Source organism: Mycobacterium sp. pV006 (assembly GCF_041287115.1).
Taxonomy (GTDB): Bacteria; Actinomycetota; Actinomycetes; order Mycobacteriales; family Mycobacteriaceae; genus Mycobacterium.
Window position 1 is genome coordinate 191309 of sequence record NZ_JBGGKT010000005.1, and the last position, 17950, is coordinate 209258.

Annotated in this window: 16 protein-coding genes and 1 tRNA gene; 7 read left to right on the plus strand and 10 right to left on the minus strand. The window is 68.6% G+C overall.

Annotated elements, in window-relative coordinates:
* Window positions 1–3 precede the first annotated feature (3 nt).
* The 3 genes from ACAG25_RS10390 to ACAG25_RS10400 are packed head-to-tail and all read left to right on the plus strand — an operon-like array spanning window position 4 to window position 3610.
* Window positions 4–525 (plus strand): 2Fe-2S iron-sulfur cluster-binding protein, encoded by a 522-nt coding sequence (locus tag ACAG25_RS10390; protein WP_370488282.1) that lies wholly within the window; start codon window positions 4–6, stop codon window positions 523–525.
* The gene (locus ACAG25_RS10395) at window positions 522–1514 is read left to right on the plus strand and encodes a xanthine dehydrogenase family protein subunit M (RefSeq protein WP_370488283.1); all 993 of its coding nucleotides are present in this window, start codon (window positions 522–524) and stop codon (window positions 1512–1514) included. Before ACAG25_RS10390 ends, ACAG25_RS10395 begins: the two co-directional genes overlap by 4 nt.
* Window positions 1511–3610, plus strand: coding sequence for a xanthine dehydrogenase family protein molybdopterin-binding subunit (locus ACAG25_RS10400; protein WP_370488284.1), 2100 nt, complete (start codon window positions 1511–1513; stop codon window positions 3608–3610). The genes ACAG25_RS10395 and ACAG25_RS10400 overlap by 4 nt, the downstream gene beginning before the upstream one ends.
* A gap of 1 nt (window position 3611) precedes the next feature.
* Here the strand turns inward: ACAG25_RS10400 and rfbA are convergent, their stop codons facing one another.
* The 8 genes from rfbA to ACAG25_RS10440 form a co-directional block, all read right to left on the minus strand.
* A complete protein-coding gene (gene rfbA / locus ACAG25_RS10405; RefSeq protein ID WP_370488285.1) occupies window positions 3612–4475 on the minus strand; it encodes a glucose-1-phosphate thymidylyltransferase RfbA in 864 nt (287 codons plus the stop codon).
* Complete coding sequence (locus ACAG25_RS10410) at window positions 4475–4843, minus strand: nuclear transport factor 2 family protein (RefSeq protein WP_370488286.1); 369 nt, start codon at window positions 4841–4843, stop codon at window positions 4475–4477. Before ACAG25_RS10410 ends, rfbA begins: the two co-directional genes overlap by 1 nt.
* A gap of 21 nt (window positions 4844–4864) precedes the next feature.
* The gene (locus tag ACAG25_RS10415) at window positions 4865–5611 is read right to left on the minus strand and encodes a maleylpyruvate isomerase family mycothiol-dependent enzyme (protein ID WP_370488287.1); all 747 of its coding nucleotides are present in this window, start codon (window positions 5609–5611) and stop codon (window positions 4865–4867) included.
* Between the two features lies 1 nt (window position 5612).
* The gene (locus tag ACAG25_RS10420) at window positions 5613–6947 is read right to left on the minus strand and encodes a cytochrome P450 (protein WP_370488288.1); all 1335 of its coding nucleotides are present in this window, start codon (window positions 6945–6947) and stop codon (window positions 5613–5615) included.
* 19 nt (window positions 6948–6966) lie between these two features.
* Entirely contained in the window at window positions 6967–8289 is a 1323-nt protein-coding gene (locus ACAG25_RS10425) for a UDP-glucose/GDP-mannose dehydrogenase family protein (RefSeq protein ID WP_370488289.1), read from the minus strand.
* A 76-nt stretch (window positions 8290–8365) separates the two neighbouring features.
* A complete protein-coding gene (locus tag ACAG25_RS10430; protein WP_370488290.1) occupies window positions 8366–9991 on the minus strand; it encodes a hypothetical protein in 1626 nt (541 codons plus the stop codon).
* 185 nt (window positions 9992–10176) lie between these two features.
* Window positions 10177–10749 carry a dCTP deaminase gene (gene dcd / locus ACAG25_RS10435; protein ID WP_370488291.1) on the minus strand — a complete coding sequence of 191 codons (573 nt, stop codon included), beginning with the start codon at window positions 10747–10749 and terminating at the stop codon, window positions 10177–10179.
* Between the two features lie 28 nt (window positions 10750–10777).
* Window positions 10778–11218, minus strand: coding sequence for a cupin domain-containing protein (locus ACAG25_RS10440; RefSeq protein ID WP_370488409.1), 441 nt, complete (start codon window positions 11216–11218; stop codon window positions 10778–10780).
* 101 nt (window positions 11219–11319) lie between these two features.
* On the opposite strand from ACAG25_RS10440, the gene ACAG25_RS10445 reads away from it, so the two are divergent.
* A tRNA-Gly gene (locus ACAG25_RS10445) sits at window positions 11320–11393 on the plus strand.
* 108 nt (window positions 11394–11501) lie between these two features.
* On the opposite strand, the gene ACAG25_RS10450 is transcribed toward ACAG25_RS10445, so the two are convergent.
* Window positions 11502–12065, minus strand: coding sequence for a hypothetical protein (locus tag ACAG25_RS10450; protein WP_370488292.1), 564 nt, complete (start codon window positions 12063–12065; stop codon window positions 11502–11504).
* A 1038-nt stretch (window positions 12066–13103) separates the two neighbouring features.
* Between ACAG25_RS10450 and ACAG25_RS10455 the strand changes: the two genes are divergently transcribed.
* On the plus strand, window positions 13104–14471 hold the full coding sequence (locus ACAG25_RS10455) for a hypothetical protein (RefSeq protein ID WP_370488293.1): 1368 nt from the start codon (window positions 13104–13106) through the stop codon (window positions 14469–14471).
* 139 nt (window positions 14472–14610) lie between these two features.
* The gene (locus ACAG25_RS10460) at window positions 14611–16395 is read left to right on the plus strand and encodes a lipocalin family protein (protein WP_370488294.1); all 1785 of its coding nucleotides are present in this window, start codon (window positions 14611–14613) and stop codon (window positions 16393–16395) included.
* A 7-nt stretch (window positions 16396–16402) separates the two neighbouring features.
* Here ACAG25_RS10460 and ACAG25_RS10465 read toward each other — a convergent pair whose 3' ends face one another.
* Complete coding sequence (locus ACAG25_RS10465; protein WP_370488295.1) at window positions 16403–16897, minus strand: peroxynitrite isomerase; 495 nt, start codon at window positions 16895–16897, stop codon at window positions 16403–16405.
* A 91-nt stretch (window positions 16898–16988) separates the two neighbouring features.
* On the opposite strand from ACAG25_RS10465, the gene ACAG25_RS10470 reads away from it, so the two are divergent.
* Entirely contained in the window at window positions 16989–17846 is an 858-nt protein-coding gene (locus tag ACAG25_RS10470) for a family 16 glycosylhydrolase (RefSeq protein WP_370488410.1), read from the plus strand.
* Window positions 17847–17950: the final 104 nt, after the last annotated feature.

Below are 17950 nucleotides of genomic sequence, written 5' to 3' on the forward strand. Positions count from 1 at the left end.
ACAGTGAGCCAGCCCAAGCACACTTCTGAGTTGACGTTGGTCGTGGACGGCCACACCCGCGAACTCACCGTCGACAACCGCGTCACTCTGCTCGACGCCCTGCGTGAACACCTCGGTGTGACCGCCCCGAAGAAAGGATGCGATCACGGCCAGTGCGGGTCGTGCACCGTCCTGCTCGACGGCCGCCGCACCATCAGTTGCCTGACGTTCGCGGTCGCGGCCGACGGCGCCGACGTCACCACCGCGTCCGGCCTCGGCGACGGTGACCGTCTCCACCCGGTCGCCCAAGCGTTCCACGACGAGGACGCCTTCCAGTGCGGTTACTGCACGCCCGGCCAGATCTGTTCTGCCGTAGGTATGTTGGACGAGCTGAAGTCCGGCTCCCCCAGCTTCATCGCCGACGACCTGGAGGCCTCCCCCGAGCTGAGCGACGACGAGATCCGGGAACGCATGAGCGGCAACCTGTGCCGGTGTGCGGCCTACCCGAACATCGTCGCGGCGATCAGCAAGGCGGCCGGGCAGTGAAACCGTTCGGCTACCACGTCGCCACCAGTCCAGCCGATGCGGTCGCGACGTTGACCGCCCATCCCGACGCGGCCTACCTGGCCGGCGGCACCAACCTGGTCGACCACATGAAACTCGGTGTGGCACAACCCGACTTGTTGGTCGACGTGAGTCGCCTGGACATGACCGAGGTCGACTCCACCCACGACGGCGGGGTGCGCATCGGCGCCAATGTGCGCAACAGCGACCTCGCCGCGCATCCGCTGATCCGGTCGCGCTATCCCGTGCTGGCCCGTGCACTGCTGTCGGCGGCGTCGGCGCAGCTGCGCAACTCCGCGACCACCGCGGGAAATCTGTTGCAGCGCACGCGGTGTGTGTACTTCCAGGACGTCACCACCCCTTGTAACAAGCGTTCGCCCGGCACGGGGTGCTCGGCCGTCGGCGGTTACGTCCGCTACCACGCGATCCTCGGTGCGTCCCCGCACTGCATCGCGGTGCATCCATCCGACATGGCCGTCGCGATGGCTGCGCTGGATGCCGTCGTGGTCGTCGAGGGCGCCGAGGGTTCGCGTCGGGTGCCGATCGACGAGTTCTACCGGCTGCCCGGCGACGAACCGCACCGCGACACCGAGTTGCGCCATGGCGAGTTGATCACTGCCGTCGAACTGCCGGCGCCGCCGCAGAACGTGGTGTCGGACTACCGCAAGGTCCGCGACCGCGCGTCGTTCGCGTTCGCGCTGACCTCAGTGGCCGCCGAACTCGGCGTCGACGGCGACCGGATCGCGACCGCGCGTCTGGCGCTGGGCGGCGTCGCGCACAAACCGTGGCGTGCCCGGCGCGCCGAACAGATCCTCGCAGGGGCGCCCGCCACCGACGAGACGTTCCGTGCAGCAGCCGACGCCGAACTGGCCGACGCAGAACCGCAGCCCGGCAACGGATTCAAAGTCGAGCTGACCCGTCGCACGCTGATCGCCCAGCTGCGCATGCTGACCGAGCGGGGGCGGTCATGACACTGCTCGAACCCCACACCATCGGGACACCGCTGGTCCGGCGCGAAGGCCGCGCCAAGGTGACCGGGACCGCCCCCTACGCCTTCGAGCACCCGGTCGACGATCCCGCCTATGTCCACCCGGTCCAGGCGACCATCCCCCGCGGGCGGGTCCTCGCGATGGACGTCTCGGCGGCGCGCGCCGTGGACGGTGTGCTCGACGTGCTGACGGTGTTCGACGCGCCGCGGCTGGCCGACACCTCGGACGGGGAACTGTCGATCCTGCAGCACGCCGGCGTCTCGTTCCGCGGGCAGCTGATCGGCGGTGTCATCGCCGTCAACGCCGAGATCGCCCGTCACGCAGCGTCGTTGGTTCACGTCGAGTACCGAGCCGAGGACCACGACACCGAGTTGCGCGGCGACCATCACTGCCTGTACACCCCGGAGTCGGTCAATCCGTCGTATCCGCCTGACACCGAGGAAGGTGATGTCGAGGCCGCGCTGGCCTCCGCCGCGTACACCGTGGACCAGACCTACGTCACGCCTCACGAACACAACAACCCGATGGAGCCGCATGCGTGTATCGCGCTGTGGTCGCAGTCCGGCGGGAAACCGGCGGTCACGCTGTACGACTCGACGCAGGGTGTGCATGCCGTCCGCAAGCAGCTCGCGCCGCTGTTCGGCCTGCAGGTGGATCAGATGCGGGTGGTGGCGCCGCATGTCGGTGGGGGTTTCGGCTCCAAGGGTGCGCCGCATGCCCACAACGTCCTGGCTCTGCTTGCCGCGCAACGCCTCCCGGACCGACCGGTCAAGCTGGCGGTCACCCGCCAGCAGATGTTCTCACTGACCGGGTACCGGACACCGACCATCCAGCGGGTGCGGCTCGGCGCCGACAGCGACGGCCGGCTGACCGCGCTGGTGCACGACGCGATCGGGCAGACCTCAGCGGTGAAGGAATTCGCCGAACAGACCGCGGTGACGTCCCGCAAGATGTACGCCGCCCCGAACCGCCGGACCACCCACCGACTGGCCGCGCTGGATGTGCCGGTGCCGTTCTGGATGCGGGCACCCGGTGAGTGTCCGGGGACGTATGCGGCCGAGGTCGCGATGGACGAGTTGGCGGTGGCGGCAGGGATCGACCCGATCGAGTTGCGGATCCGCAACGACCCCGAGGTGGACCCGGAGTCGGGCAAGCCGTGGTCGGGACGCCATCTGGTGGAGTGTCTGCGGACCGGTGCCGAGCGTTTCGGGTGGGCCCAACGCGATCCGCGTCCCGGGGTCCGGGTCGACGGCGAGTGGCTGACGGGCACCGGGGTGGCCTCGGCGACCTATCCGGGCATGGCCATGCCGGGTAACGCCGCCCGCATCACCTACGTTGCGGAGGGCCGGTATTCGGTGCAGATCGGAGCCGCCGACATCGGCACCGGCACCTGGACGGCGCTGACGCAGATCGCCGCCGACGCATTGGGGTGCGATGTCGGCGCCGTCGAGTTGCAGATCGGGGACACCGACCTGCCGGATGCGTCGGTGGAGGGCGGCTCCTCGGGCATCGCGTCGTGGGGTTCGGCGATCGTGGCGGCGGTGCGCCAGTTCCGCGCCGACCACGGAGACCCGCCCACGGTGGGAGCGAGCACGCTGGCCGAGGCGCCCGACCCGGAGACCGACGACGTCACCGTGCAGTCGTTCGGCGCGCACTTCGTGGAGGCGCACGTCAACCGGTTCACCGGCGAGGTGCGCATCCCCCGGATGCTCGGCGTGTTCTCGATCGGCCGGGCGATCAATCCGCGCACGCTGCGATCCCAACTGATCGGCGGTATGACGATGGGGCTGTCGATGGCGTTGCACGAGGAGGGCGTGCGCGATCACCGCTTCGGGCACGTGGTCACCCAGGACCTGGCGACCTACCACATCAGCGCGCATTCCGACGTGGTCGACATCGAGGCGATGTGGCTCGACGAGGCCGACGCGCACTTCAACCCGATGGGGTCGCGCGGCGCCGGGGAGATCGGCATCGTGGGCTCCGCCGCGGCGGTGGTCAACGCCTTCTACCACGCCACCGGCGTGCGGGTGCGTGACCTGCCGGTCACTCTGGACAAGGTGCTCGCCGGACTCGAATGAGTCAGCGCTGCAACAATTCCAGCAGGTACGCGCCGTAGCCGGACTTCACCAGTGTCTGCGCCCGTGCGGCCAGTTGTGCGTCGTCGATGAACCCGACCCGCCACGCGGCCTCCTCGGGCACGCTGATCTTCATGCCCTGCCGCCGTTCGATGGTGCGCACGAAATCGCTGGCGTCCAACAGGGAGTCAAACGTCCCGGTGTCCAGCCACGCGGTACCGCGGGCGAGCACCTCGACGCTGAGCCTGCCCTGGTCCAGATAGGTCTGGTTGATCTCGGTGATCTCGTACTCTCCGCGGTCGGACTTGCGCAGGGACCGCGCGATGTCGACGACGTCGTTGTCGTAGAAGTACAGTCCCGGCACCGCGTAGTGCGATTTCGGGGTGGCCGGCTTCTCCTCCAGCGACAGCGCGGTGCCGTCGGCGGAGAACTCGACCACCCCGTAGGCGCTGGGATCAGCCACCCGGTAGGCAAAGATGGCTCCGCCGTTGACATCTCGGAACCGGGACAGACTGGTTCCCAGCCCGGGTCCGTAGAAGACGTTGTCGCCCAACACCAATGCCACCGAGTCGTCGCCGATGTGGTCGGCACCGATGACGAATGCCTGCGCCAGTCCCTCGGGTTCGGGTTGCACCGCATAGCTGAGGTTGATGCCGAACGCCGAACCGTCGCCGAGCAGCCGCCGGAACGCGTCGGCGTCGTGGGGCGTGGTGATCACCAGGATGTCGCGGATCCCCGCCATGATCAACGTGGACAGCGGATAGAAGATCAGCGGTTTGTCGTACACCGGCAGCAATTGCTTGCTGACGCCTGTGGTGATCGGGTACAGCCGGGTGCCCGATCCGCCGGCCAGGATGATTCCGCGCATCAGCCGGTCAGGTCCTCCTCGGTCAGCGCCGTCGCGGCGAGCGCGTCGTCGACGTTGGCGTGCCGGAAGACCGAGGTGACGTGGTCGCGCACCACGCGGAACGCCGAGGCCGCCGATCCGGTTTCGCCGGTGACGGTGGTGATCTGCTGTTCGACGACCACGACGCCGTCGCGCACGTAGGTGCGGCCGGGTTCGATGGTGCCGTCGACGTCGCGGGCCCAGTCCTGCAGCGCCGCGTGGCCTTGCGCTGCCCCGTGGACGTCGCCGATCTCAATGTCGGGACTCGACAACTTGAGCAGCGTGTCGGTGTCGCCGGCGTTGAGCGCGTCGTGCCAGGCGAGGACGGTGGCCATCTCCGAAGTGGTCATGATCGCGAAGGTACTCGACCGTCAGAACGGGGTGCGTTCGAGCCAGCTGTCCCAGACCGCTTCCTCGCCGAAGAACTCCAGGCCGGATTCGGCGCCGGGGGTGCGGCGGGTGACGGCGAGCAGGAGGTTGGTGGCGGGCCCCCGCACCGCCACACTGGCTTTGCCGTGGTTGTGCGACCACCAGACGCCGTCGTCGTCGTGGATGATCGTCCACTCCCCCGTCGGGCCCAGTTCCTCGTCGGTGGCGTGCAGGTGGATGGACTCCCCGCTGTTCAGCGGCGGCGGATGGCGCTTGTCGACGCAGGTGATCTCGATCCATTCCGACAGGCAGTCGGCGGCGATGTCCGCGGCCAGGTCGAAGTCGGTGCCCAGGGCCAGGGCCGCGTCGGCGCGGTGGACGATGGTCTCGTGCAGCCGGCGGCGCAGCCACCAGCCGGCCGGGCGGGGCCCGACGAACGTCCAGACCCGGGTGTCGCTGCTCGTCCGGTCCACGGCGTCGATGAGCAGTTCGGCGCCGCGCTGCAACCAGGTTGCGGCACCGTCGGGGTCATCAGGTGGGCGTCCGTCGAGGACGTCACGCGGGTCCAGTGGTTCGTTGCGTCGCTGCGTGATGATCTGTGCGGCCCACCGGTTTCCGCGTCCGACGTGCCGGAACAGCTGTTTGAGGTTCCATTCGCCGCAGGTCGGGACCGGCGTGGAAGGGTCTCCCGCCCGGATCAGGTCACCGAAGGCTCGAGTCTGCTCGAGCAGGGCTGCTCGGAAGTCCACGTCACGAACCTAGCGCGGCGCGCGCCGTCCCAAGCGTGATCGGCAATGTTGCCCACCCTCGCAGGACCCGGGTGTCGCGCCGGTGGCCCGCACCGGTGAGGCGGGCGTCGGGGAAGCGTTCGAAGAAGGTGCGCAGACCGACTTCGCCTTCGGCGCGGGCCAGGGCGGCGCCGAGGCAGAAGTGTCGGCCGGCGGAGAACGACAGGTGTCGTCCGGCGTTGTCGCGTTCCAGGTTGATCGTGTGCGGGTCGGTGAACACGTTCGGGTCGCGATTGGCTCCGGCGAGGTGGATGATCACCAGTTCGCCCCGCCGGATCTGTGTGCCGGCGACCTCGACGTCGCGGCGGGCGATACGCGCGCTCATCTGCACCGGGGAGTCCAGTCGCAGGATCTCCTCGACCGCGGTCGGCCACAGGTCGGGTTGTCGCTGCAGCGTTTCGAGGTGCTCGGGGCGCTCGAGCAGCATCCGGATGCCGTTGCCGAGCAGGTTGACCGTGGTCTCGAAACCGGCGGCCAGCACCAGGCCCGCGGTGGCCTGTAGTTCGCGTTCGGAGAGCCGCGCGGAGGGTTCGGCGTCTTGGCTGGCCTGGATGAGCTGGCTCATCAGATCGTCGCCGGGGTGGCGACGCAGGTGGTCCATGTGCCCGGTGAGCCACTCGTTGAAGCCCACGATGCCCTTGTGCACCTGCATGTACTGCGACCAGGACAGCCCGATGTCGAGGCTGGGTGCGCCGAGTTCACCGAACCGCAGAATGTGCTGGCGGTCCTGCTCGGGCACGCCGAGGATGTCGCTGATCACCGCGACCGGCAGCTGCGAGCAGTATTCGGCGACGACGTCTACCGGACCGGTCCGGCCGTCGAGTTCGTCGAGGAGGCGGTCGGCGGTGTCCTGCACCCGATCGCGCAGCGCCGCGACGGCGCGGGGCGTGAACACCGAGGACACCAGCTTGCGGCAGCGGGTGTGGTCGGGTGGTTCGATGCTCAGCAGCGAGGGCGGCTCGATCGGGTGCAGCAGTCCCGGGTTGGTCTTCTCGTTGATCCACCGCAGCGGTGCCGGCAGGCCCGCGCCCAGGGAGGACACCCGGAAGTCCTCGGAGCGCAGCAGTTCGCCGGCGACCTGGTGGTCGACGGTCATCAACACGGCGCGGCAGCGGATGACCGGGCCCAGCTCGCGCAGTTCGTCGGCGAAGGCCGCGGGGTTCTCCCGCACCGACGGATCGGCGATGAGACGCGCCTGCGGGTCGCCGGTGCGGCGTGCCGCGATCTTCGACGATCCACGGATCACTCCGTGCAGAGCCGCCCAGCGCACCCGGTGTCGAAGCTGATCTCCTGCCATCCCACGAGCTTAGGCAGGGTCAGGTCGGGACGCCACGACCCAGTGCGTAGGTCCGCCAGCCCGCGTCCCGCCAGGCCGCCAGATCGAGGCAATTGCGGCCGTCGACAACCACTTTGGTGCGCACCACGGGTGCCAGTGCCGCCGGGTCGAGGTCGACGAACTCGGGCCATTCGGTGAGCACCAACACCGCGTCGGCCTGCTCGCATGCCTCGCGGACCGACGTCGCGTAGTCCAGCGTCGGGAACAGGCGCCGGGAGTTCTCCATGGCCTTAGGGTCGTAGACCGAGACGGTGGCGCCGTGCAGTTGCAGCAGACCCGCGACGTTTAGCGCCGGAGAATCGCGCACGTCGTCGGAGTTCGGTTTGAACGCCGCACCGAGCACGGCCACGGTGGCGCCGAGGACCGATCCGCCGCACGCCGCGGCGGTCAGGTCGACCATCCGGGAGCGGCGACGCATGTTGATGCTGTCGACCTCGCGCAGAAACGTCAGCGCTTCGTCAGCGCCGAGTTCCCCGGCGCGGGCCATGAACGCCCGGATGTCCTTGGGTAGGCAGCCGCCCCCGAAACCGAGTCCGGCGTTGAGGAATCGCCGCCCGATCCGAGCGTCGTGACCGAGCGCGTCGGCCAGCGTCACCACGTCCGCGCCGACCGCCTCGCACACCTCGGAGATGGCGTTGATGAACGAGATCTTGGTGGCCAGAAACGCATTCGCCGAAACCTTGACCAATTCGGCGGTCTGCCAGTCGGTCACCAGGAACGGGACGCCGTCGTCGAGGAGCGGGGCGTAGAGGCCGCGGACCGCGGCCTCGGCCAGCACGGAGCCCGGACCGACGCCGACGACGATGCGGTCCGGATGCAGGGTGTCGTGCACCGCGTAGCCTTCGCGCAGAAACTCGGGATTCCACGCGACCTCGACGGCGACGTCGGCGGCCACGCGGGCCCGCTCGGCCAGCTCGGCGGCGGTGCCCACCGGGACCGTGGACTTGCCGACCAGCACCGAGGGACGCGTCAGCAGCGGGGCCAGGGTGTCGACGACGGCGTGGACGTGCCGTAGATCGGCGCCGTAGTCGCCCTTCTTCTGCGGTGTCCCGACGCCGAGGAAGTGCAGGTCGGCGAAGTCGGCCGCCTCGGCGTAATCGGTGGTGAAGGCGAGCCGTCCGGCATCGATGTTGCGCTGCAACACTTCCGGCAGTCCGGGCTCGTAGAACGGCACCTCACCGGCAGCCAGCTTGGCGATCTTGGCGGGGTCGATGTCGACGCCGAGGACGTGGTGACCCAACTCGGCCATCCCGGCGGCGTGGGTGGCGCCGAGGTAGCCGGTGCCGAAGACGGTGCATCGCATACCGCTTCTCTAAGCGGGCCGGATGACGGGTCCGCCAACCGACACCGAGCGCCGGGCCAACAGCGGGTGACGGTCCTTACCCGCGCCCGCCCTTCGGGGCGCAGAAGATCAGGAAACAGCCGTCGCCGTTGATGTCGCCGGGGACGCGGCTCCCGGAGCCGGGCCGCGACGAGGACCCGCGTCCGGAGTCGCCGTCACCGCGGCTGGAACTCGAGCCGGGCCACTTCGGCTGCTGCGGCTTCTGCGGCACCGCCGGGACCTGTGTGCGGGTGGGCACGACGGTCTGCGTCGGCAGGCTGGGCACGGTGGGTTGCGTCGGAAGCGTCGGCATGGTGGGCCGGGTCGGTCCGTCGTAGTCGTCGTTGTCGCGCGGGGTCTGCGGGCGCGTGGGCTCGACGGTGCGAGGTGCGCGCGGCGGTGTCCACCGGGGCCACTGCCGCGGCATCACGACCACAGGCGGGGGCACCACGACCGGCGGTGCGACCACGGGAACCGGAACGGGCGCGGGAGCTGCCGGCGGCGGAGGGGGCGGCGCGGCGGGCGCGGGCGCGTTCTCCACGAACACGGTGCGCGGCGCCTGCGGCGCCGGTGCCGGCGCCTGCCGTGGCGCCTCCGCAACGACGGGAACCGGCGCCTTGATGGTCTCCGGAGCGGGCGGCGGCGCGACGGGTTCCTTGACCGCCTCCGGGGCCGGCGCCGGGGGCGGGGCGGCCACCTGGCTGGGGACGATCGCGCTCTGCGCCGGGCTGGGCCGCTGATCGGCGGTGGGCCGGATGCTGACGGCCAACGAGATCACCAGCGCCACAACACCGATCACGAAGATGGAGGACAGCGCACTGCCGACGAGCAGGAACGGCTTGCGTTCCTCGCCGGTCTGCCGCATCTCGGTGGGCGCGTACTCGTCGACGACGGCTCCGGCACCGGCGGGAGCCAGTTGCGTCGCGGCCCCGGCCAGGCCGGGGTAGGCCGACCCCGCGGTGGGGCCGTCGTCGGGGTCCTGGGAGTAGGCCAGCCCGGTGGTGCTGGCCTCGAACGGCGGTGCGGCCGCCGACGCCAGCGCGGCGCCGCGGGCGAGCGCGAGGTCGGCGTCCTCGGGCGCGTTCACCGGCAACGACACGAGATGTTCGAGGTGGGCTTTGACCGAGGTGATGTCGACACCCGAGCCGACGACGAACATCCCCTGCGGCGGGGTGGTGTGGGCGGTGACGGCTTCGGCCATCTCGGTCAGGACCGCCAGCGCGTCGGCGCTGTGCAGGCTGCGGTCGAGCACCTTGACCACCGAACCGTCGTCGGTCTGCACCACCGACAACGTCGCGGTGTCGCGGTCGATGAACAGCAGGGCCGTGGTGTCGTATCCGACGGCGCGGCCGGCGGCCTGGGCCAGCGAGGCTGCGGCGTGACCTTCCGAGACGAGCATGACGTCGTCGATGCCGTGGGCGGCGAGCTTGTCGCGCAGCGCCGCGGCCTCCGCGCGGTCACTCCACGCGACGCCGACCGAATGCAGATGGTGGCCGCCGTCCTCGGCGCTCTCCCGCGTCCCCAGGACCGCGGCCACAACCTGGTCGGTGACGTTTGCCGACCCATCGGCCGACGTGACGTCGAACGCGTCGTGGTCGACGGTCACCCCGTCGGCGGACTTGCCCTCGACCAGCACCATGCGGACCGTCGTAGGTGTCATCGACACACCCAGAACGATGTCCACCCGATACCTCCCCATCATTTGCTGCGCTATAGCGTTGTGCGCGTCGGGAAGCCGCCTGGCGAGCCGACACCTCGATCGTTCATCGGCACTGCGGGTCGCGGCGTTACAGCGACCCCGTTAGCTGATGCAGTGCAGCCGCACTTGAGGGTACTCGCGTGACAGCTGTTTCGTCAGTGACGTTTCGGTCAGCTGGACCGAAGGAAATTCTGGTAGGACCGCGACGGTGTGGGACCCCGCTGACCCTGATACTTCGAGCCCGTCGCGGCGCTGCCGTAGGGGTGTTCGGCGGGGCTGGTGAGGCGCAGCAGGCACAGCTGCCCGATCTTCATCCCCGGCCACAGCGTGATCGGCAGGTTGGCGACGTTGGACAGCTCGAGGGTGATGTGACCGGAGAAGCCCGGGTCGATGAACCCGGCCGTCGAGTGCGTGAGCAGCCCCAGCCGACCGAGAGAGGACTTCCCCTCCAGCCGGCCGGCGAGGTCGTCGGGCAGCGTGCACCGCTCCAGGGTGGCGCCCAGCACGAACTCGCCCGGGTGCAGGACGAACGGTTCCCCCTCTTTCGGCTCGACCAGGGTGGTCAGGTCGTCCTGCCGCTGCGCCGGGTCGATGTGGGTGTACCGGGTGTTGTTGAACACCCGGAACAGGTTGTCGAGGCGCACGTCGATCGAGGACGGCTGGATCAGACCGTCGTCGAACGGGTCGAGGCCGAGCCTCCCGGTGTCGAGCTCGGCGCGGATGTCGCGGTCGGAGAGCAGCACCCGACGAGCGTAACGGCGGGCGCCGGTGTCAGGGGCAGGCGGCGGGCGCGTCGTCGCGGACCGGCCGATCCGCGGGCAGCGTGTAGGTGACCACAGCGCGCGAGTCGCCGGGCCCGTCGGTGCGCACCACGTGCGGGACACCGGCGGGGATGAACACCGCCCGGCCGGCCGGGTAGACGATCGGGCGGCAGTCCGGGGCGGTCTGCACGACGACGGCGCCTTCGGTGATCACGGTGTGCTCGGGTCCGGGATGGGTGTGCCAGCCGCTGGTCGCGGCGCCGTGCAGGGTCAGCTCCTGTACGTGGAGCGTGCTGGGCTGACCGATGGAGACAATGACGACCGGTGCGTCGGTGGTCCCCTGGGCGAGGTCGGTTCGTTCGATGTCGCCTTGCGCCGGCGTGGCGCCGGCCGGCACCGGTGAACCCAGCGCCGCCGCCAGCGCGGCGCATGTCGTGGCGACGAGCTTCATGACGTTCATGACGAACCCCCCGTTTGTTCTTGCAGCAGCCTAAACCGCTGGCCAGGTCCGCGGGGGTGACGCCGGAAGTGCTAGCCTTCCTGTTCGAATATGCCGGTGTAGTTCAATGGCAGAACATCAGCTTCCCAAGCTGAATACGCGGGTTCGATTCCCGTCACCGGCTCCACGACGAACTGCGGGCGCTGGTCTATGTGGTCCGAGACGCAGCGGGTACTACGTTGGCATCTCAGCGGGCAAGCGCATAGCGAGCCGCCCGTCGTTCTGACAACTTCTCCTACGCGTCACTGTGGAACATAGCCAACTGCTGTCGCTGGGCCTCGGTGACAGTCAGGACTGGATTGCGCGACCGAGGGTAGATCTCCGCCTCGTCCCAGTGAACTGCTCGCACACTCGTCGCCTCACTGAACTTGACGCCGCGCCTACCGAGATCGACGCGCAGACGCTGTGAATCAAAGAGATAGACAGCGTCGATGCAAAACGGCCGCAGAGCGCCTTTGGACGACATGGCGGCAGATTTCGGACCAGTGAAGACGAGATAGAAATCCAGAGGCGCCGTCGATTTCATATCGAGCAAGCCTTCCTGCTTCCCGTATGTCTTCACGTTGACGGTGCGGCCTGCCAACGGGCCGACCGTAAAGTGCCCATCGATTCCTGCCGCGTTGGCGGCGGTCTCCAGTTTGATGTCAAAGATCCGGGACGCGATCCATTCGCCGATGTGCCCTGTACTCGCCGGACGATTCAACAAACGGCCTAAGCGCGCATCAAGTGCATTGCGTTCACGAAGCAATGCGGCAAGCTCGGCCAGTTCCAGATCATCGCGGTAGTCCACGAAACCCACTTTTCCAGACTGCTTGCGCGACCTGAGCTACGAGCCGCGGCGATTCCAGCAGGATCATCCGGACCAACGACGGCGTCGCGCATCTAGACCGTGCCCGTAGTGCGGGTCGACACTAGCCCGCCAGTCATGGAAATTGACCCGACCCCATCGCTCTTTGTTGCGAGTGACCGTCGGCTGACTCTGAAGAGGGGCTGAAGGCGTCGGCTAGATGCGCAATAGGTCACCGATAGTCGGCCGAGGTCCGCGTTGAACTGCGTCAATCCATCGTCGAGCGAGGAACTATTGCGGACCTTTGATCGGCGATAGTGGGCTCAAGGCGGCTTCCCAAGCTGAATACGCGGGTTCGTTCCGATCGCCCGTTACCGAATTGGCCGGGCAGACCGAGTGATTCGGGCGCGTCCGAGGAACCGCTGGCGCCGACGATTCCGCGCCGGACGCCGTCGTCATCGACAAGTCCCTCGGCGCGGCGGCACAGGGCAGTGACACCATGCGGGACTACTGGGACAGGCGCCGGCCGAGTCCCACACCCGCTGTGATACCCGTCACATCTTCATGCCGATCCGGTACAGCTGTCCCCTCTTCCCGACCGCAAATCAATTGACGCGTGAATTTGGCGAACCATCGGCGGTTGCAGGAGTGACACACGCGCCGTTCCGCGAAGTCGGATCGACAATTGACACCAACGCCAACCAGCGAATTTAGGTTAGCCTAATTAGGTAAGCCAACCCTTACCACCAGGCAAGACTCCGGCCGGTGCGACGCGGCGCGATTTGCTAACTATTGCAAATAATTGTCGGCAGTTGGGCGCTACCTTTTTGCACGGGCGTCAATCGACCCGCGGCCAAAACGAATTCTCGGATCGAGAGACAGTCAGCAACCACCAAGATTTTCTGTGCGAATTCTCAGGTTCCGCGGTCTTCGGGCGTTGCTGACACGGTTGTCCCAGCTGAGAGCAACGTATTGTTCCTCAGGTTTTCTTCAGTTACGTTCTCGGCGCCGAACTCGGCAGCCGTTCAGTTACTTAGACCAGGAGAACAAGTGCACGCAGCTCCCGCCCTCGCGTCGGGTCCGGATACCGCCTCCACGAAGCCTCGCGTCAGCAAGTTCCTTGCTGCCGGTGTGGCCGTGGTCGGAGCCGGCACCCTCGCCATCAGCCCGATCTCGCCGGTCGTCGACGTCCAGGCGCAGCAGGCCCACGCCATCACGCTGACCGCGACCGCCAACCCGACGTACAGCAGCGACACCGGCGAGGTGTACCGCAACCTGTTCAACCAGACCGGCGCCAACTTCGCCAACATCTTCCAGACCATCGCCTCGGATCCGTTCCCGATCACCCGTCAGCTGCTGGCCAACCAGCTGTCCTATGGCGGCAAGGTCCTCAACGGCTTCATCGGCATCCCCGCCGCGTTCAACTCGTGGTGGAACGGCAACAACGGTCGTCCGCTTTTCGAGCAGGCCTTCACCCACTTCCGTAACGGCGAGTTCGCCGACGGCTGGGACCGCCTCAACCGATCCTTCGTCTACGCGCTGAACGTCGGTTCGCCGTTCTACTCGGCGTTCTGGTCGCAGGCCCCCAGCCAGCGGAACCCCAACGGCAACATGGGAATCCCCGAGCAGGTGGCGACCAACATGCTGCAGGTCGTGCAGGCTGTCTTCGACCGCAACTCGATCGTCAACGACATCACCAAGAACGTGCTCGGCCCCTTCCTGGCGATGGGCTTCGAGTTCGCGCTGCTCGCCGACGCTGTCACGGGCGCCCTGCGCGAGGGTGACGGCGGTGCGGTCTTCCGAGCGCTGATCAACGCTCCCGGTGTGATGCTGAACTCGTTCCTCAACGGCTACGTCAACCCGGAGTGCGAGGGCAGCAACTGCGAGCAGTTCCCGGGCCTGATCAACGCGACGAGCGCGATCATCAGCATCTTCTCGACGATCCCCAAGGCGATCGCCGAGGCCCTGAAGCCGGATCCGGTCGAGGGTGCGCCCTGGACCCCGCCGGCCCCGGCACCGGACCCGGCGCCCGCCGCGGCGAACGCCACGGACTCGGCGCTGCTCGTGAGCAACAACACGCTGACGCTCGACGTCGAGCCGGCCGCCCGCCAGGCTGCCGCGACCGAGACCGAGGGTGAGACCGCTCCCGAGACCGCGCCGGTCACCGAGACCGAGCCGGTCACCGAGGGTGAGGCCGTCACCGAGGGCGAGCCGGTCGCCGAGACCGTGCCGGCCACGGAGGAGACCGTCACCGAGGAGGAGACCGAGGTCGTCGTCGAGGCTGACGAGGCCGAGGCGCCTGCCGAGGAGGAGTCCACCGACGAGGTCGAGAGCGACGACAGCACCGAGACCGCCGGCAACTCCGGTGGCTCGAGCAGCTCGTCGGGCTCTGACCGGGCGAAGCGGTCCTCCCGCTAACCGGTAGTACACAGCAGCGGCGGCCCCCTCAACGGCGAGGGGGCCGCCGTCGTGTGTCCCGGCCACGCCACCTGACGTCAATCTGACGTCTGCGTCGATTCTCTGTCCGTGCGCCACTGCCCCCACTACATTGCCGTCCGTGACGTCACGTCGGTGGCTGGTGTGGTGGGTGTCCGCCGCCGCCGGCGCCTGCCTGGCGTGGGGCGTCGGCCACGGGACGGCCGCAGCGGACGCCGACCCGTCGGACAGCAGCCGAACGGCTCGATCCAGTGAGTCCTCGGCGTCGCCGGGCCGGTCGGTACGCACCCAGGACGACGACACCGCAAGCCGCCGCTCACGAAACACGGACGACGGGCCGGAAGCCGTCCCCGCCTCGGTCGCACAACGCGCGACCGGCGCACCGGAGTCGACGGACGAGGATGCCGAGACCTCGCTGAAGCGAGAGGCCGCCACCGACGAGCGCCCCCGCGACACCCGCAGACGTGCCGCGCGCTCCGCGCCGGACGACGCTCCGGCGAACACGCAGCCGCAACAACAGGTTTCGGAGCCGGCAGTGTCCGCTCCGGCCGCCCCGGTCACCGGGGTCAAGACGGGACGCGCGCCGCTGACCATCCCCGTCGGGACGCGGGACTACACCGCCCGCACCGACTGGTACCTGCCCACCCAGGCCGACGGGTCGACGGCCGCCACCGGCGTCATCTGGTTGCAGCACGGCTTCCTCGGCAGCAAGTCGATGGTGTCGGCGCTGGCCCGCACGCTCTCGCAACAGACCAACAGCATCGTGGTCGCGCCCACCCTGCCGTCCCTGCCGGGGTTCTCCTGCTCCGGGTGCTGGATCAACGGCGAACCGATGCAGCAGGCCGTCGCCACGATGTTCCTCGGCGATCGCACGGCGCTGACCAGCAGCGCCGCCGCGGCCGGATATCAGGGTGCGCTGCCGCAGGACTTCGTGCTGTCCGGTCATTCCGGCGGAGGCGGCTTCGCGACATCGGTCGGCGGCTTCTACGCGGCCGATCCGACGAGTTCCGGTGACCTGCGCGGCGTGGTGATGTTCGACGGGGTGGCGTGGCGAGGACGTCTGTCGTCAGCCCTGGACAGCCTGTCGGATCCGTTCGTGCCGGTCTACCAGATCGCGGCGCCGTCGTCGCCGTGGAACTCCTCGAGCCGGACCACCCGTGAGCTGGTGGCCGCCCGCCCCGATCAGTTCGTGGGCGTCACCCTGGCCCGGGGGTCCCACGCCGACGCGGTCATCGGCGGCAACCCGATCCTGGACCTTCTCGCCCAGCTGGTGGCCGGGGTCTCCCCACCCGGCAACACCGCCGCGGCGACCCTCCTGGCCACCGGTTGGACGAACGACCTGTTCGCCGGCCGCGGACCCGACGACGGCGAGGGCATCTACGGCACTCCCGGCCAGTACATCGTCATGGGCGACACGGCCGCGGTCGTGCTGGCTGCCGCCCCGAGCGTCGATCTACCGCGTTACCTGGGCACGTGGTACGAGGTCGGCAGCGTCAAGCAGTTCTTCTCCCTCGGGCTGGTCAACACCACGGCGGTCTACAGCCTCAACCCGGACGGCTCCATCCGCGTGCAGAACTCGGGTAACTACTTCGTCGACAACGGCCCCAGGTCGTCGATCGTCGGGGCCGCCCTGCCCGTCGACCCCGCCGGCAACAAGCTCAACGTGCGCTTCTTCGGCCCGGCTTCAGCCCGCCCGCCAGGCAACTACTGGATCGTCGACCTGGACCCCGACTACCGGTGGGCCGTCGTGACCGATCCGACCGGACGCAGTGGTTTCCTGCTCAGCCGCACCCGGACCGTCTCCGACGACCTCTACCGGGAACTGCTGGACCGCGCGTCGGTCGCCGGCGTCGTCGGGCGCATCACCCCGACGCGCCAGCCCGCGGCCCAGACGACATCCGCGTGAGTAGGCGTCAGGCAGATCGTCGCAGCACGGCCGCCAGGTGGTGCTGCAGCGGCAGATCGACCGCCGCCATCCGCACCGTGTAGTCCAGGGTATCGCCGTCCAGTGTGATCGAACGCTCCATGGAAGCAACATCTTTGGCCGTCGTGCTGCGTCCGATGACCGTGGAGCGCAGTTCCATGTGCAGGCGGTCACCGTCTGCGTCGAGTTGCCCTTCGAGGATCTCGGTGATCCCGGTCGGATGCGCCAGAATCCATTCCACGCGGTCGGCTGCGGTCACCCGCAGATAACCGGTCTCGGCGTGCAGCGGCCGGCCGTCGTCGGCGGCGCGGGTGCGCTGGGCGTAGGCCAGAAACGGTTTGCCGACATGGCCGAACGTGACTTCTTCGAGATAGTCGAACGGTCTGATCGTCGGATACTCGCCCGACCCGGCACCGGACCACGTCCCGATCAGCGGAGCCAGCGGGACGAGGTCGGGATGCTGCTGCGGAGGCGACGAACCCATCCGCCCAGGGTAGGCCGACCGGGACACGCGGCATCGGCGGGTTTTGCAACCGAATCCTCACCGCGGCATCTACGGTGCAGACATGCCAAGCATGGATCGCCGCAGCGCCATGATGATGTTCGGAATCGGCGTAGCCGCCGCCGCGCTGCCCCTCCCTTCAGCTGCCGCCCAGCCCGCGGCCCCACCGAGCCCCGGTGGACCGGACCTACCTGAGATCGCCGAACCCGGCCCCGGGCTGCTGTTCTCCGACGAGTTCAATGCTCCGGCCGGCACCCCGCCGGATCCGGCGAAGTGGTTCATCGTTCCGCAGCGCGAGACCATCCGGAATCCGCACGAGTGGGACAAGCCGTTCAACATGGGCCGCTACGTCACCGACCAGGAGCACGTGTTCCACGACGGCAACGGCAACCTGGTGATCCGCGCGACCCGCGGCGAGGGCGCGAACATCCAGGAGAAGTACGCCAGCGCGAAGATCGTCGGCCACTGGCGCGGCGGCGTCGGCACCACCTGGGAGGCGCGGGTCAAACTCAACTGCCTGACCGACGGGGCGTGGCCGGCGTTCTGGCTGGTCAACGACAATCCGGTGCGCGGCGGTGAAGTCGACATCTTCGAGTGGTACGGCAACCGCGACTGGCCGTCGGGTTCCACCGTGCACGCGCGCCTCGACGGCACGATGTTCCAGACCCACAAACGGCCCGTCGACGGCGCGTGGCACACCTGGCGCATGACGTGGTTACCGAGCGGCATGTACTTCTGGCAGGACTATCAGCCCGGTATGGAGCCGTTCTTCACCGTGCTGTCGAACTCGTTGCCGGACTGGCCGTTCAACGATCCCGGCTTCACGATGACGCCGGTGTTCAACATCGCGATCGGCGGGTCGGGCGGCCGCGAACCGGCCGGGGGAACCTATCCCGCGGACATGCTGATCGACTGGATCCGCGTCTTCTGAAGGACGCGCCGGGGCGAAAGTGTCGCCGGCGTAGTGCCGCAACCGTCCCCGCTGCGCTGAGGGCACTTTCGCGTGCCGCGAAGCCTGTACGGCGGCAGTCGACC